16 protein-coding genes and 3 pseudogenes are annotated in these 14,736 nt (G+C 68.9%); 14 read left to right on the top strand and 5 right to left on the bottom strand.

The genetic code is table 11. The features are described 5' to 3' along the window. The first annotated feature begins 27 nt into the window (after window positions 1–27). On the top strand, window positions 28–435 hold the full coding sequence (locus tag IE260_RS25950; RefSeq protein WP_189875913.1) for a DUF3592 domain-containing protein: 408 nt from the start codon (window positions 28–30) through the stop codon (window positions 433–435). Between the two features lie 212 nt (window positions 436–647). Here IE260_RS25950 and IE260_RS25945 read toward each other — a convergent pair whose 3' ends face one another. Then, entirely contained in the window at window positions 648–1,754 is a 1,107-nt protein-coding gene (locus IE260_RS25945) for a hypothetical protein (protein ID WP_189875911.1), read from the bottom strand. A 236-nt stretch (window positions 1,755–1,990) separates the two neighbouring features. On the opposite strand from IE260_RS25945, the pseudogene IE260_RS25940 reads away from it, so the two are divergent. Then, window positions 1,991–2,101: pseudogene (locus tag IE260_RS25940) on the top strand (ATP-binding protein); the annotation flags it as partial. A 7-nt stretch (window positions 2,102–2,108) separates the two neighbouring features. Here IE260_RS25940 and IE260_RS25935 read toward each other — a convergent pair. Then, entirely contained in the window at window positions 2,109–2,513 is a 405-nt protein-coding gene (locus tag IE260_RS25935; RefSeq protein WP_229881258.1) for a hypothetical protein, read from the bottom strand. A gap of 478 nt (window positions 2,514–2,991) precedes the next feature. Between IE260_RS25935 and IE260_RS25930 the strand changes: the two genes are divergently transcribed. Both IE260_RS25930 and IE260_RS25925 read left to right on the top strand, forming a co-directional pair. Continuing rightward, the gene (locus tag IE260_RS25930; RefSeq protein ID WP_189875907.1) at window positions 2,992–3,243 is read left to right on the top strand and encodes a hypothetical protein; all 252 of its coding nucleotides are present in this window, start codon (window positions 2,992–2,994) and stop codon (window positions 3,241–3,243) included. 402 nt (window positions 3,244–3,645) lie between these two features. After that, window positions 3,646–3,942 (top strand): hypothetical protein, encoded by a 297-nt coding sequence (locus tag IE260_RS25925; protein ID WP_229881255.1) that lies wholly within the window; start codon window positions 3,646–3,648, stop codon window positions 3,940–3,942. Between the two features lie 433 nt (window positions 3,943–4,375). Here the strand turns inward: IE260_RS25925 and IE260_RS25920 are convergent, their stop codons facing one another. Beyond that, entirely contained in the window at window positions 4,376–4,948 is a 573-nt protein-coding gene (locus IE260_RS25920; RefSeq protein WP_189875903.1) for an ArsR/SmtB family transcription factor, read from the bottom strand. 76 nt (window positions 4,949–5,024) lie between these two features. Between IE260_RS25920 and IE260_RS25915 the strand changes: the two genes are divergently transcribed. From IE260_RS25915 to IE260_RS41910, 9 genes and pseudogenes are all read left to right on the top strand, one after another. Then, the gene (locus IE260_RS25915) at window positions 5,025–5,759 is read left to right on the top strand and encodes a hypothetical protein (RefSeq protein ID WP_189875901.1); all 735 of its coding nucleotides are present in this window, start codon (window positions 5,025–5,027) and stop codon (window positions 5,757–5,759) included. A gap of 162 nt (window positions 5,760–5,921) precedes the next feature. Next, window positions 5,922–6,050 (top strand): hypothetical protein, encoded by a 129-nt coding sequence (locus IE260_RS42665; protein ID WP_268254943.1) that lies wholly within the window; start codon window positions 5,922–5,924, stop codon window positions 6,048–6,050. A 327-nt stretch (window positions 6,051–6,377) separates the two neighbouring features. Next, entirely contained in the window at window positions 6,378–6,953 is a 576-nt protein-coding gene (locus IE260_RS25910; RefSeq protein ID WP_189875899.1) for an SMI1/KNR4 family protein, read from the top strand. A gap of 318 nt (window positions 6,954–7,271) precedes the next feature. After that, entirely contained in the window at window positions 7,272–7,394 is a 123-nt protein-coding gene (locus tag IE260_RS42660) for a hypothetical protein (RefSeq protein ID WP_268254942.1), read from the top strand. Window positions 7,395–7,851: 457 nt separating this feature from the next. After that, window positions 7,852–9,081 carry a sensor histidine kinase gene (locus IE260_RS25900; protein WP_189875897.1) on the top strand — a complete coding sequence of 410 codons (1,230 nt, stop codon included), beginning with the start codon at window positions 7,852–7,854 and terminating at the stop codon, window positions 9,079–9,081. After that, complete coding sequence (locus IE260_RS25895; protein WP_189875895.1) at window positions 9,053–9,748, top strand: response regulator transcription factor; 696 nt, start codon at window positions 9,053–9,055, stop codon at window positions 9,746–9,748. The genes IE260_RS25900 and IE260_RS25895 overlap by 29 nt, the downstream gene beginning before the upstream one ends. Before the next feature lie 146 nt (window positions 9,749–9,894). Further along, window positions 9,895–10,305, top strand: coding sequence for a hypothetical protein (locus IE260_RS25890; RefSeq protein WP_189875893.1), 411 nt, complete (start codon window positions 9,895–9,897; stop codon window positions 10,303–10,305). Window positions 10,306–10,607: 302 nt separating this feature from the next. Then, window positions 10,608–10,826: pseudogene (locus tag IE260_RS41915) on the top strand (DUF6233 domain-containing protein); the annotation flags it as partial. A gap of 134 nt (window positions 10,827–10,960) precedes the next feature. Further along, a pseudogene (locus tag IE260_RS41910) lies at window positions 10,961–11,109 on the top strand (sugar isomerase); the annotation flags it as partial. 385 nt (window positions 11,110–11,494) lie between these two features. Here the strand turns inward: IE260_RS41910 and IE260_RS25880 are convergent. Further along, window positions 11,495–12,343 (bottom strand): LysR family transcriptional regulator, encoded by an 849-nt coding sequence (locus IE260_RS25880; protein ID WP_189875889.1) that lies wholly within the window; start codon window positions 12,341–12,343, stop codon window positions 11,495–11,497. A 93-nt stretch (window positions 12,344–12,436) separates the two neighbouring features. On the opposite strand from IE260_RS25880, the gene IE260_RS25875 reads away from it, so the two are divergent. Then, window positions 12,437–13,312, top strand: coding sequence for an NAD(P)H-binding protein (locus IE260_RS25875; protein ID WP_189875887.1), 876 nt, complete (start codon window positions 12,437–12,439; stop codon window positions 13,310–13,312). Between the two features lie 617 nt (window positions 13,313–13,929). On the opposite strand, the gene IE260_RS25865 is transcribed toward IE260_RS25875, so the two are convergent. After that, window positions 13,930–14,667, bottom strand: coding sequence for a VOC family protein (locus IE260_RS25865; protein ID WP_189875882.1), 738 nt, complete (start codon window positions 14,665–14,667; stop codon window positions 13,930–13,932). Window positions 14,668–14,736 lie beyond the last annotated feature (69 nt).

Below are 14,736 nucleotides of genomic sequence, written 5' to 3'. Positions count from 1 at the left end.
GTCCGAGGGGCGCTATAGCCTGCTGGCGTGAACTTGGACCAGATCGTCATGGCGCCTTTCATCCCTGTGTCGGCAGGGCTCTCGGGTTGGGCCTTTGTGAAGGCGTGGACCAACTTCCGCCTCCTCACCCGAGGGCAGTGGATCGAGGCGGAGATCGTCTACGTTCGGGAGGACACGGACGGCGACGGCGACCCCCGCTTCTATCCCGAGGTCGCCTTCACCCCTCCGGACAGCGATGAGGTCAGGGTCGAATCCAAGGTCGGCCGGCTGTATCCGGTCGACTATCCGACGCGGATACGCGTCCGGTACGACCCGGCCAAGCCCCGACGTGCCCGTCTGCAGGGCTACGGCGAACCTGGCCTGTTCGCATCCCTAGGGGGCGGGGTCGCCGGGGCCTTCGTCGCCGTGGTGCTGTTCCTGGACCTCTTCACCTGATTGTGTCGATCTTCCGCACCATCTGGCCGCCGGCACGGCCGCCCAGGAACAGGCTCTCGATCAGGCCGCCGTCCCCCCTCGGTCATGGTGTTGGCCTGACACTTTGACGACAGCTCCTAGCAGCGAGGAAAGAAGGGCGATTGGCTTTGTTCACGAGATTGGACAGCAGATTGGGAGGCACGGGGGTCTGGCGCTGTTCGATTGCCAGACGGCTAGAAGAGGTCGGCCGATGTGCCCTGCGTGAGGTTCTCCAGGACCGCGCGCAGCCACGGGCTGCGAACTGCCGGTAGCCGGACCAAGGTGTGCTGGAACGTTCCCCGGTCGGCCCGGAACAGGCGGTTGGGGAGCAGCGGGAGCGGGTCGTCGCGGAGGACGTCTTGGGGTATGCGGCCCGATGCGGGAACCGGCAAGTACGGCTGGGGAGAGACCAGCCATAGCCACACCCCCAGCGGCAGGGGCACTCGGTATGCCGGCGCAGTCGGGCTGGCGGGGGTCCAGCTCTGACCCGTCTGGGGATGGACCGGTACGAGGAAGATGTCGACGCCCGCGTCCGGGGCGGGCCGTCCCGGACCAGCCAGGACGGCGCGCCGCTTAGGGGTCCCTGCGGGCAGCAGGGTGTCGAGCGCGCGTTGGAACACGTCCGCGGTCAGACCGCCCGGGACCTTCACCGGCTGCCCTTGGGAGGCAACCAGCAGGTGGGCGAGCGCATGGCCGGCTGCCGCCTCCCGCTGCGGACTCCACGACCAGTAGCGGTTCGGCCCCAACCGTCCTCCCCACATGGCAATCGGCTCGAACGGGGGCGTTTTCTCCCCGTTCTCTGCCAGCTCCGCCCAGGAGAGGGGCGCAGCCTGGATACCGTCAACGGGGACGCGGTGCACGGCCTCCGAGCTGAGTCGCACTGCCTGCCAGAGCGAGCAATCGTCGACCCTGGTCGCCACGGGGAGGTCGCATGCCTCGCACGCCATGTTGGGCCCGTCGGCCCCGTCGAGGCCACAGCAGGCACCGCCGCGCCGCTCAGGAATCAGCCGGGTTCCACGGATGTCACCGGGCGCGATGACACTCGCCCCGGGCGTGCTGTCGGACAGGGCGTAGACCGGCGCGTAGATGCCGCGTGCCTCCGCCTCGGCCGGATCGATCTCGTCCCACATCCGCCACGGCCCTCCCCAGGGGTCCGGGTCCACGCCAAACGTTCCTGACTGCATGAGCACCGGAAGCTGGGCCCCGTTCCCGTACTTCTGACGGGTGTGGACTGGCAGTGAGACCTGGGATAGCGGGGTGGTCAACTCGGCGCCACATCCCGCACACACGAAAACGAACAAATGTCCTCCGGCTGGGAAACAGGCGCATCTTCGCAGCTCGCTGGCAGCCAGCCAACATGTTTTCTCATCCGTTGCGGGAACGGCGCCTGGCACCGCCGTGGAGTGTCAACGCAGCGCGGGCAACTGCCAGCCGCCGCCTCTGACTACGGCAAGCAACTCACTCAGTGTGCGAATTCCCGGTGTGTCGTGGCGCCTCCCGAAGTGGTGAACATCTGCTGTCCTTTCTCGCGAACGAAGCCATCCTCGACCGCCTCCTCCACCATTGCGAGGTCATCTCCATCAACGGCCCCAGCTACCGGCTGAAGAACCGTCTCAAGGCCATCGAGCGAGAAACCGACGTGGCCTGACCCGGCTTCAGTTGCTACGCAGCTCCTCGCCCGGCGGGATGAAGTCGTCGGCGCCATCAGCATCCTCGACGTGCCCGTGGGCGTCGACTGTGATGGCCGTTGCCCGCCCCTGCGACGTAATAAGCCAGGCCAGCACCTGTTCCGTCAGCGGCGTTCCTCCCGGACCCTCGTCGTTCCAGTGCACTCGCCACCCTCCACCAGGCACCGCGGCCACGACCTGCTCGGCCCGCTCCAGGTGCGAGAAGTCCTCGTAGTCCGTCACCAGGCGCAGGGCACCACGCTTGGGATCAACGACCAGTGCAGTCCCAGTCGCCTGGTCCCAGCCTTCTACGGGCACCATGCGGCCGATCTCGGTGTCAGTGCCGTTGAAGATTGCGGTCCAACCGGTCTGATTGAAGTAGCGAAGAGACACCGCCCCATCATCTCGAACCACGACGCGGGCCCTTCAAGCGGCTGCTTGCCCTGCACGTTCATCCGTACCTGGCTCTGCACATAAGCGAGTACGCCGACACTCCACGTTGTCGAGGTGCCGCGGCTGCGCTGTTTCTTCTCCCGGCTCGCCTTACCCAAGCCCTTCCCCTCCCGGTCGCTCCGACAGGCGCTACCCGAGGCCGCCCACCGGGACACCGCAGGATCCGGACGAAAAGGCGAAGACCGCGTGACCGCGCGCGGGCGGGGACGCTCGACGTCCCGGATACCGCCCGTGATGGCTTCGAGGCCCTGGGCGCACTGATGACGCTCTCAGCGGCCTCCACAACCGGTCCGGAACTGTCGACGCGGGATGACGGCACGTGCCCGTCCCGATGAAGGCTGGTCGATCTCACGAGCCTGGGGATCGGTAGGTTGTGTCGTCGAGCATTGAGTCGCCCGTTCGAAGGGGTGGGGCCGGGATGGACGATCCAGAGATCACGATCAAGCTCACCCGCGACGAAGCGACGATCCTGTCGGACTGGTTGGAACGGTTGCAGATGACCGACCTCAGCAACACGGTCGACGATCCAGCGGCATGGGCACCGATCCACCGGATCGCCGGCCAGCTGGACAAGATGCTTCCCGCCTTGTTCTTCCCCGACTACGACGTGCGGCTGGAGGAGGCCCGACGTCGCCTGCGGCCGACCGACGGCGACAGCGCTGAAGACTGAGCCGATCCAATTCCGAAGAGGGTTCCGGACCCTCCGTCCGCACCTCACCTGTCCGGCCCGTGCCCCCCGGAGGTCCTACCTGTAAACAGGCGAGTGCGGGGGCTGGCGCATGTCGAGGTAACAGCGCAGCCACACCCCAGCTGGCCGGCATCCCGAATGGTGCACTCCACGGACGTCGTCGCCCAGCGACAAGACGGGGCCGTCGGCTTCGAGGAGACCTCGATGCGCATCCTGCGAGCTGTAACGGGGCAGTCAGGAGGCGCGGTCATGCCGACGAAGACTCCGGTGAACAGTCCGGCTAAAAAATCTCGAAGGGTTCGGTACCCGCCCTGGTCCGCTCGCGCGATGTGGGGGTGACTGGCGAGTTCGACGAGGACCGGGGCGGTGGAAAGAGTGCAGGAGATGCTGGTGCCTGAGGGGGTGATTGCCGCTCTGATCGCGATGGTCGCGATCAGGGTGCGCGAGTGGAGGTGCGTGCAGCTGGCCCGTGAGCGGCGCCGGGAACGTGAGCAGGAGCTGCTGGCCAAGATGGTGAGCGGAGTCGCCGAGGGAGGCCGTGAGGTGCAGGTGCACCACGGCGGTCCGGTCGGCGCCTGGTCACTGACGGGCACCGCTTCGGCTGCCGCGGGCCGTGAGGCGCCCGTCGATGCCGAGGCCCTGATGCGCGGGCGTTCGGTCCCGGCGAGGCGGCGCCGGTGACCCTGCAGGGTCAGGCCGGAAGTTCGGCCTGACCCTTCTCGCGACGGTGCGGGATGACCAGGCGTGAAGAGAGGAGGGCGCCGGCGGCGCCCACCGCGCGGTGATGCCGTCGGTCGAACACCGCTCGCACCAGGGCCTGAACAACCGGGCTCATTGGATCAGGTCGGTGTGCGGATGCTCGGGGGGAGGCCGGAACGGTCGAACTCCGTCGCTTCGTGGCACAGACGGATCTGCGCTTGCGCGCGATGAGAGGGCGCACCGGGTCGCAGGCTGACACCGGCCGCACCCGGGGATACGCCGGTACCCCAGCGCAGCAGACCCGGCGCAGCCAGGCCCACCACCAGCTCGCCGCACACCACTGCGCCCCTCACCCGAGTGAGGGCATACCGCTCGAGCGCTTGGCCGATCAAACAGTTCGCCGGCTGGCCGCCGGTCAGTCAGCGGGCAGGCCGAACCAGCGGAGGAGTATGGGGCGTGCGTCGTCGGGGGCTTCCTCGGGCCCGCGGGCATAGCGCGCGAGTAGGGCCAGGTAGTCGTCATGGAACGCGTCCAGCTCACCCTTCGTGAGGTGGATGAGGCTGCGTGAACCCCGCATCCAGCCTTCGGACTCCGCGTGTCCGGCGGTGAACTGCCGGGCGAGCTCGACGTCCTCCTCCATCCTCATCCGGTCCAGCTCGGCCGACATGGCGCGCTCGGCCTCCGTCAGCTCACCCTGCGGCGGTCTGCGGATGTCGAGGCCGCGCACCCCGCGCCACCAGCGCTCACGCCCGGTGGAGCGCTCGGGGATGTCCTCGATGAGGCCACTGCGCTCCAGCATGCGCAGGTGGTAGCTGAGCGTCCCGGTGTTCTCGCCGAGGGCGGCAGCGAGCGTGGTTGAGGTGGCCGGGCCCGCCGCGCCGAGGTGGCGCAGGATTCGCAGGCGCAGGGGGTGCGAGAGGGCCTTGAGCACCTCGGGGCTGTCGACCGTGCGCCGTCCTGCGGCTTCCGCTCTCCGCTCTTTCGTCATGGCGGCAGTCTATCCAGACAGCAGAGAAAGCTCTGCAGACATTCCTCTGCAGAGATTTCTCTGCAATGCTGGGCGTATGACGCCGAACCGAGTGACCTTGAACCGCACAGTCCGCCGCTTCACAAGTGCTGCTGCCGGGGTACTACTTGCCGGACTCGCCCTGGGCGCCGCACCCGCGCATGGAGCTGAACGGGCAGCGGATCTACCCGAGTTCGACTTCTCCGCCTGCCCGACCGTGGATGAGCTGCCCGCAGGTGCGGACCCCGGGACCTGGCGCTGCGAGGTCATGCACGCCACGGGACATCTGCGCATGGGCGCCGTCGACGAGCCGCTCACCGAACCTATGGAGATCACCTTTGCGGAAGGCCGCGTGGACGGTGAATTCCGCCAGGTCTTCGGAGAGATGACCGCTGCGCCAATCCGGGTGGGAGGCACTCCGTTGACCCTGACTCCGCAGTACGGCGGCTACTCGGACTTCCTGTCCGACGACACCCGGCGCGGCAAGTTCGACATCAAGTTCACCATAGGCTCAGCGCACGGGCTACTGGCCCTGCCGTCGACGGGCTGCTCGGTAGGCAGCGACGAGCACGCGGTCCACCTGGTGCTCAAGGACACCGGCCCCACCCGGGTGATATCCATGGACCCCCTGGTCGCCACCTTCGGTGCCCAGGACACGGAGTTCGCCGCCCCGGGCACCAGTGGCTGCGGCCCCCTGAGCCGCGCGCTCGACCGGGTCCTGGGCCTGCCGTCGGCAGCAGGGGAGAACGCCTTCGACATGGAAGTCACGGTGGCCGTCCGGCCCTACACGTAGACCGGTTCACACCGGAGGACCCGCTGGCCCGTGCACACCTGCGCTGCCACCCCCGGGTCCGCAAGACATCCGGCTGGCCGTGCACCGGCGCTGCGCTCCGCTGCTGGAGTGAACCTGCGGGCGAGTACGGCCAGGCGGCAGCAGGCAGTACGGTTCGAGAACGTGATGCGTACCCCGGCGGTTGCCGCCCTCGTCCTGTGTCCGATGGCCGTTCAGCCCTCCGCCTCCAGCGAGCCCAGTGCCGTGCGGGCCGGGATCGACTGCCCGTCCGGCTACGTCTGCATCGGCTGACGCGTCCTTGCCTGTGCCGACGGTCACACGGTGTCGTCGCGCGAGCAGTCGTGGCCGTTCCCGCGACGACACCGCGGTAGAACAGCTGATGACCGAGGCGAGGATCATGTCAACGGAACGCTTCGCGATCTTCCAGCGGCCGCTCTCGGCCCGGTAGTGGTCGGTCAGTTCGGTGATGTGTCCAGCAGTCGTGGCTGATTGACATCGTCTCCCCCTGAAGGGGGGAGAGGGGATGACAACTGCGGTACAGGGGCACGGTGGTCTCTGCAACAGGCCAGGCGGCATCAGCGGGCGGTGATGTCAGCCGAGTCTGGCACGCTGCTCGCCATGACTGACGATCTGATCGGCACACAGGCGCCGAAGTACCGCATCACAGAGCCGGAAGAGGCGATCGCGGCACTGGAACGCGCTGTTCCTGGACTGGCCGGGCACCGCCGATCAGAGCCCGCCGTCCTCGACTGGGCCTTGCTCGAAGACGGCCTGCGCACCCCGCTACCCGCCGACTACAAGCGCCTCGCTGAGTGGTACCCCACCTTTGCTCTCGGAGACTTTCTCCTCGTCTACCTTCCTGAACCAGGCGAAGAGCACCACCAGCTCCGCGGTATCCGCTATGACCTCGAAGGGGTCATCCACGCGTGGCGGGAGGCCGATATGTCCATCGGCCTGCGCCCGCATCCGGCGCCGGGCGGCCTACTGCCATGGGCGGAGTCCAACGAGGGCGACAAGTTCCTATGGAGCACGACTGGGGACAACCCGCAGCAGTGGCTCGTCACCATCGCCTCTCGCAACGGCGGCTGGTGGCACTACGAGGGTGGCGCCGTCCAGTTCCTCGCCGAACTCTGCGACGGCACGTTGGAACCCTGGGCGCTGCCCCCGGTCAACCCTGAAGTCACCCCCTGCTGAGCGATTCGCAGGCCGACAATCCATAAGAAGCGACGTCTTGACCCCCTGAGATGTCTATGAGCAGCGCAGCCCCCGCACGCACGTCGGCGTCGGCCACCCCGCCCGGTTGGCGGCCCCCCAGTCGAGTGGTTCTCATTCGAAGGCTGAGCGCCTGTCGAGGGTCTGGGGATTCACGGCCGAGAAGGTGTACGACGGGCCCGGGAGGGCTGATGCGCGGGCCTGGGTGGCCTTGGCCGGACGACGGTTCGCGTTCGGCAGGCACTGCCGGGTGACGCCTGCCGAACGCGAACGCTTCCCGGCGGTGGGCCGGTCCGGCTAGTGCACCCGGTCCCGGTCGACGACGCGCCCGCCGCCACGGTCTACGTCGCCCGTCCGGCCCACCCCACGCACCCACGTACGGAGGAGTTCCTCGCCGAGGTGCGCGAGGCGGTCAGTGCCTGACGTTGGCGCTTGCACGAGAAGCTGACCGGGCAGCCTGACCAACGCTCGGCGGAGACGCCCACCGACACCGTCCTCATGGGCGTAGGCCTCTGCAACCCGTCAACGGGCCGCGCCTGTCCGTGGACCCGATCTACGGAGCAACCGCAACTCCTACGGGTGTTGATCGCATCCCGGCTTGTGGTCCGCACCGGCAGGAAACTGGGCCTGCACCCCTCACCCGCCACCGTCATGCGGATGCTGCGCGAACACGACGCGCACGCCGCCACTGCGGTCTCGGCGCCATGGGCGACCGCCAGGTGCTGAAGATCATCCGGTGGCGGGTTTCCGGCGTGTCCGGGTCATGCCCCGTGTTCGCTTTCCAGGACGCAACCGAGGGCACCACCCGGGGCCCGGGTCATACTCCGGTGACCGTTGGCGTGGCGATGCCTGATCCAGCCGTCGACCCTACGGTTGTGGCATGGCGGTGATCAACGGTTGGAGGCTGGCAACGCGAGCCCGGATCCGCGCAGTGGACGCTATCGGCGCGGCTGTGTTGTTCGTACTGTCGGTTGTGGCTGCGTCGATCGATCCGGACCAGGACCAGTTCTTGTTGCGGTGGCCCGCCGTGGTGCTTGCGGCCTTCGGCTGCGCCGCGCTGGTGTGGCGGCGTAGCCACCCGTTCGGTGCACTGGCCGTCACCGTTGGCTGCGGCGTCGTCTTTCAGGTGCTCGGGTTCCGAGACAGCCCGCTGGTGATCAGCCCGGTTCTGGTGTCCGTCTACAACATTGCGGTGCGGACCGACCGGCGTACCGCCTGGACTGCGGCCACTGCCTCGGCTGCCGTTCTGGTGGGGGCCGCCACCGTGCTCGCCTCCAAGTCGTTGCTGGACCCGGACATGGTGGCGACGGTTGCGTGGACGGCTCTGCCCGCCGCTATCGGGGACGGAGTTCGCTCCCGCCGCGCCTATGTGGCGGCCGTCGAGGAGCGGGCGGAGTATGCAGAACGCACCCGCGAGCAGGAGGCCCGGCAGCGCGTGGAGGCCGAACGCGTCCGGATCGCACGCGAGCTGCACGACATCGTCGCGCACCACATCACCTTGATCAACGCGCAGGCAGGCGTGGCCGTCCATCTCGTGGAGCAACGGCCGGAACAAATCCTCACGGCTCTGAGGGACATCAGGGACACCAGCCGGTCCGTGCTGGACGAGCTACGGGTGACCGTGGGCCTGCTGCGGCAGTCCGACGATCCGGCGCAGCCACGCGACCCGATGCCAGGTCTCGCGCAGGTGCCGGCCCTTCTGGCGTCGTTCGAACGCGCGGGGCTCGCGGTGAGCCACACCCGGTGCGGCGCGGCCCAACCGCTTGAGCCAGCAGTCGACCTGGCTGCGTACCGCATCGTGCAGGAGTCCCTGACCAACGTGCGTAAGCACGCCGGGACGGACACCGCCCGGCTGTTCCTGCACTACGACCGTGAACGACTGACGATCACCGTCGAGGACGACGGCTCGGCCAGGCCGCATCACGTCTCCTCGGGGACTGGCCACGGGCTGATCGGGATGCGTGAGCGGGCTGTCACGATCGGAGGCAGGCTGTGTGCGGGACCGCGCCCTGAGGGCGGTTTCACCGTGACCGCCGAACTGCCGCTGCGGCCCAGCCAGGCACGGGATCGGAGAGAAGGGCATGACAATTCGCGTACTGCTTGCCGATGACCAGGCCCTGCTGCGGGGCACCTTCAGGATGCTGTTCGACGCCACGGACGACATGGAGACCGTGGGCGAGGCGTCCGACGGGCGGGAGGCGGTGGAACTGGCCAGTGCGCAGCACCCGGATGTGGTTCTGATGGACATCCGCATGCCCGAGATGGACGGTCTCGAAGCGACACGGCTCATCAGCGAGTCGGAGGACCTCGCCCATGTGAAGGTGCTGATTCTGACCACCTTCGAGGATCACGAGCATGTCGCCGAGGCACTGCGCGCGGGTGCGAGCGGCTTTCTCGGCAAGGGCGCGCGGCCCGAAGAGCTCCTCAATGCCGTCCGCACGGTCGCAGGCGGCGAGGCGCTGTTGTCCCCGTCGGCGACGCGAGCGTTGATCACCCGGTTCCTGGCGCAGCCTGATCCGCGTCCGGCAGCCGTGCACGAGCGGCTGAAGTGCTTGACGGCTCGAGAAAGCGACATCACGAGGCTCGTCGCACTGGGCCTCTCCAACGACGAGATCGCCGAACAGTTGTTCATCAGCCCCCTGACCGCCAAGACCCACGTCAACCGGGCCATGACCAAGCTGGGCGCTCGTGACCGGGCCCAGCTCGTGGTCATCGCCTACCAGTGCGGACTGGTCAGTCCGGCGACGGAACCGGGTCAGTCACACATGTCCGGCTAGCAGCTGCGGAGGCGCACCGGGTTCTGTCGCCGCGGTAGGCCGGCGGGCTGCATACCGCGGCCGTGGTAGCGGTGAATCGCTGCGCGGGGACGACGCGCCAGGGGCCATTCCTGGGCGATGGTGGAACCCGGAACGGAGGTTTCGCCATGATCGGAACAGAAGCCCAGTGCCTGACCAGGACGCACGCCGACAAGGCAGCCGTCGAGGATCTGTCCTTCACTGTCCGCCCCGGCATCGTGACGGGGTTGCGCAGCCCCGGCGGTCCCCACAGGACGGGCACGGTGTGGACCCGTCATGTGACGACCTGCGACGCGCGCAATGAGCACGACGGCCTTGCCGCCGTGGCACCCCACCTGTCTCTTCTCCGCGATGCCCTGGCCCACGGCACCGGTCGGGACCAGCAGATGCATGGCCACGGCCGAAGCGTGCACCGCCACGTGTCACCGCGTCGCAGCAGCTCAGCCCGCGTAGCCCTGGCCAGACAGCTCACTCTGGCCGAATGGGTCAGCAGGACCACGCGCATCGAGCGACTTGATGGTCGTGCGGGTGATCGGTGACTGTCCGGTGCGTCCTTTCCGTGGGACGCCGTGTCATCGAAGTCCGGGTACCGCTCGCCGGGCCGACCGCTGCTGATCTGGGTGCAGCGGTACCCGCAGTCCCTGCGGCAAGCAGGTGCTGGGTCTCGGTCCGCGGGAGCCGGTGCGTGCCGTCACCGTCGCGGTTCGGCACCGCGACGGTGTTCCGGCCGCTGCGCGCCGGATCCGCCCGTCGGGGCCGCCACGGCGGGCAGCCGACCGCGGTGCGCCACTTCTGCCTCGGCTTCTGCCTCGGCGGGCTGAAACGTCTCCAGACGCTGAGGATGCGGCAGGTGCTGTGGGTGCAGCGCATCGACGCGAAGATCGCCGCGATTCTTCAGCGGCAGGCGCAGGAGGAGTACGGCCGGACCAGCCGGCCGCAGCCGCCGGAGTGGATCGCCGAACTCGGCAACGGCACCCGCCGCCCGCCCCTGCAGGTCCACGCCGGCGACTGCTCCGTGGCCGGCAAGCGGCACCGTGCCGTCGACCGTGACGAAGCTCGCCGGCTCCTCGCCTCGGGCCTGAAGGCCTGCGGCCACTGCCGGCCCGACGTCCGGCTGCACATCATCGACTCCCTGCGGCAGACAGGGGACCGCATCATGCTCGCAGCCGGTCTGGCCAACCTGCCCGCACTGACCGCCGAGGGGGCGGACTGTGGGTGCCAGGCGAGCTCGACCCGCTCGCCGAACTGGTCCGCGCCCAGCGGCTCGCGTCGCCGCCGCCCGCGGCCTCGACGCGGACCGGCACCCGGGGCCCCGTTGCGGCAGACGTCGCGCCTGCCTGGCGGGCAGCGATGGGTTCAAACGATGCCCGTGCAGTCCCCGTGCCCCGTTTCGTCCCAGCAGCAAACCACGTATTCTCCGTCCAGTTCGCCGGTGTCGCAGCCCGGCTCGACCCGGGGGACATGCGACAACGGTGATCGCGGTGGCTCCCCCGCCTGCGCCGGCCCTGCTGAGCCGAGCAGCAGCGAGGCGAGCACGGTCACCATTGCCGGCACCGCGATCGCCATGAACCCCGACATACCCGGCCGTTGGCGAACGTTCGTCGGTGATCTCATGGCAAGGCCCTGCCTTTCAGATTCTCGCGGAGACTGATCCAGGCAGCGGCCGAGGGTGCGACCGCCCGGTGCCGTCCTCCCAGCAACGACGCCAGCCCTTGATGGCGTGCAGCGCTAACCGTGCGCTCCGCCCACCGACGTCGCTATGCGGACCAGCGCCGCAGTCGCCCTGGAGCGGGACTGTTGGGGCCAGGCGATCGACAAGGTGGCCGGCGGGGCGTCCGGGACCTCGCGGTACCTGATGCCCGGGCGCGGGTATCGGGTGCACACGGACTCCGGGAGCAGGGTGACGATGTCTCCGAGTTCGACGAGCTTGAGCAGTTGGGCGAGGTCCTGGATCGCGTACCGGTCGACGATCGTGTCGAGGTGGCGGGCCAGGCATCCTTGAGTGTCGTGCTCGGTGCGCGGGAGACCGAGGTCGGCGAGAGCGATGCGGTCCCTGGCGGCCAGCGGGTGGTTGGCCGGGAGAGCGGCCAGGCGGCGTTCGACAGTCACCGGCTCCGTGTCGAGGCCAGTGCGGTCGAACGGTTCGTAGATCAGGGCCACGTCGGCTTCGCCCCGGCGCAGCAGGCTGGGCTGGTCGCGCCAGCCGGAGAGGCGGATCGTGACCGGCTCAGCCGCGGGTTCGGCGGCGTACCGGGCGAGGATGGACTCCAGCAAGCCCCCGTCGCCGTCGGCCTTCACGGCGAGAACCAGCCTCGGCTCGGCCGCGCGTTGTGCCCGGCGCCCGGCCGCCTGCAGGGCGTCCAGCGCGGTCCGCGCCTCCGCGAGCAGTACGGTGCCGGCCGGGGTCAGCGTGACGCTGTGCGTGGTGCGTTCGAAGAGGGTGACGCCCAGCTCCGCTTCGAGGTTGCGGATGGCGCGCGACAGGGGCGGGGCGGAGATGCCGAGGCGTTCTGCTGCGCGGGCGAAGTTGAGTTCTTCGGCGACGGCGACGAAATAGCGCAGCGGGCGTGACTCCACGGCCTGGCACCTCCATCTGGTATGTCCCTGAGGGTAACAAGCGGGATCCCTGCGATCCTTCCGTAGTGCCGGGCCGGATCAGATGCTTCTTCCATGATTGTCATCACCACTCCTACCGGCCGGATCGGCCGACAGGTCCTCGACGCCCTGCTCGACGGCGAGCGGCCGGTCCGCGTGATAGCCCGTGACCCTTCCCGGCTTTCCGCCCGGGCGCGCGAGCGGGTCGACATCGTCCGCGGCTCACACGGCGACCGCGATGTCGTCATGGAGGCGTTCGCGGGCGCGGACAGCGTGTTCTGGCTGGTGCCGCCGGACTCCCGGACGGACAGCGTCGAAGGCCACTACCTGAACTGGACCCGTCCCGCGTGCGAGGCGATCAACCGTCACGGCGTCAAGCGCGTCGTCGCGGTATCGACCCTGGGCACCGGGATCGAGAAGAACGCCGGGCACCTGACGGCGTCCGTGGCCAAGGACGAGCTGATCAAATCCACGGGGGTGGGTTTCCGGGCGCTGCGGGCGGCGGCCTTCATGGAGAACCTGCTCGGGCAGGTCGAGGCGATCAGGAACCAGGGCACGTTCTTCCTCCCGTCCGTGGCGGACCGGGTTCTCGCGACGATCGCCACCCGCGACATCGCCGCGACGGCCGTGCGGCTGCTGCTCGACGACTCCTGGAGCGGGCAGGACGGCGTCCCGCTGGTCAGCCCCGACCGTATCTCCCCCGACGACATGGCTCAGATCATGTCCGAGGTGCTGGAGCGTCCGGTCCGCTGCCAACAGGTCCCCCTCGACGCGTACAAGGAGACGGCTCTGAGCCGCGGGGCCAGCGAGGCCTGGGCACAGGGCCTGGTCGACATGGCCGCGGCCCAGATCGACGGCGCGTACGACGCCGAGCACCGCTCCGCGCAGCCCTCCCCGACCGGTTTCCGTCAGTGGTGCGAAGAGGTGCTCAGGCCAGCTGTTCTGGCCTGAGAGCCGCAGCGGCCGTCGGTCTCGGCGTGGCGTTCGGCGTCGTAGCGGATCACCAGGCATGCGTCAGCCGTCATGCCGTCACCCGCAGGGGGCATTCCGGAGCGCGACATCGCCGCCTGCCGACCAAGTCCTCCTCACCGACGGGGAGTTCCGGCTCGGTCGGGAGAGTGGAGTTGTGCGCTTGGGTCCTCCCCGCCGACGCGGGGGTGGTCCGCTCCCCACTCCACGCCCTGGCCGGGCTCGGCTTCGGCACGTCCTTCCCACCGACGCCGGGCGAGCGCGACGGGAAGGGCGGCGTGGGCGCGCACGGGCAGTGAGCCAACGGCGGCCGTACAGGCGGCCGGGTCGGCGTAGTGCGAGTGCCTGCACCAGCCGGCGATCGACCTTCAGGTTGCGGTAGTCGTCGCGTTGGATCAGGAGGTCGCGGGCGGCCTGGTCTCCCGGCCGGCTCTCGCGGTCCGGTCGAGTTGCCCGGCAGGCGGACTTGAAGCACTCCAGGCTGCCGACTTCCACAGTCTCTCCTGCCCTATGCGTGGGTCAGGATGCGGCGGCTGGGGAGTACGGGGCCTGGCCCCGCACACTGCCGTACCGGCTGAGGGAGCGGACGGAGTTCCGCGTCAGCCCCGGCCGAGGACGCAGAACTCGTTGCCCGCCGGGTCGGTCATGACGACCCAGGAGACGTCACCCTGACCCACGTCGGTCCGTATCGCGCCGAGGCCTTCGAGCCGGGCGACCTCCCTCGCCTGGTCCTCGACGGGGTCGGACATCACGTCGAGATGGATGCGGTTCCACACGACCTCGTCGTCGGGCGTGCGGCGGAACTCCAGGTACGGCCCGACGCCCTTGATGGAGCGCAGCAGAGCGCGGTCGTCGGTCAGTTCGTGGACGGTCCAGTCGATCGCCTCGCCCCAGAACCGGACCATGGCCCGTGGGTCGGCGCAGTCGACGACTACGGCGGCTATCGGCCCGGTGTCCCGGTAGAGCTCCCGGGGCTCCAGGACGCTGAACACGTTGCCCTCCGGGTCGGCCATCACCGTCCACGGCGCGTCGCCCTGGCCCACATCGGCGGGCGTCGCCCCGAGTTCCTTCAGACGTGCGACCAACTCCGCCTGATGAGCGTCGGAAGTGGTGGCGAGCTCGATGTGTACGCGGTACTTCACCGTCTCCGGGTTCGGGACGCGGACGAGGTCGATGCAGACGGCGGACGGGTCCGGCCAGTCGAAGCCCACGGGTTCCAGGTTGGTGACGCCGGGCCCTTCGCTGGAAACACCCCAGCCGAGCGCCTCCGCCCAGAACTGGCCGAGCGCCGCGTCGTCCCGGGCCTTGATGTTCACCTGAACAAGTTGCAGCGTCATGCCGCACACCCTAGGTGATCTTCGTCGGGCAGGCCTGCGAATTCAGGCTCTTCTGCTGCATAGCGCAAT

It is taken from the genome of Streptomyces viridiviolaceus (genome assembly GCF_014650995.1).
Taxonomy (GTDB): Bacteria; Actinomycetota; Actinomycetes; order Streptomycetales; family Streptomycetaceae; genus Streptomyces; species Streptomyces viridiviolaceus.
The sequence above is the reverse complement of the archived record's forward strand: the minus strand, read 5'-3'. Positions and strand labels throughout refer to the sequence as shown.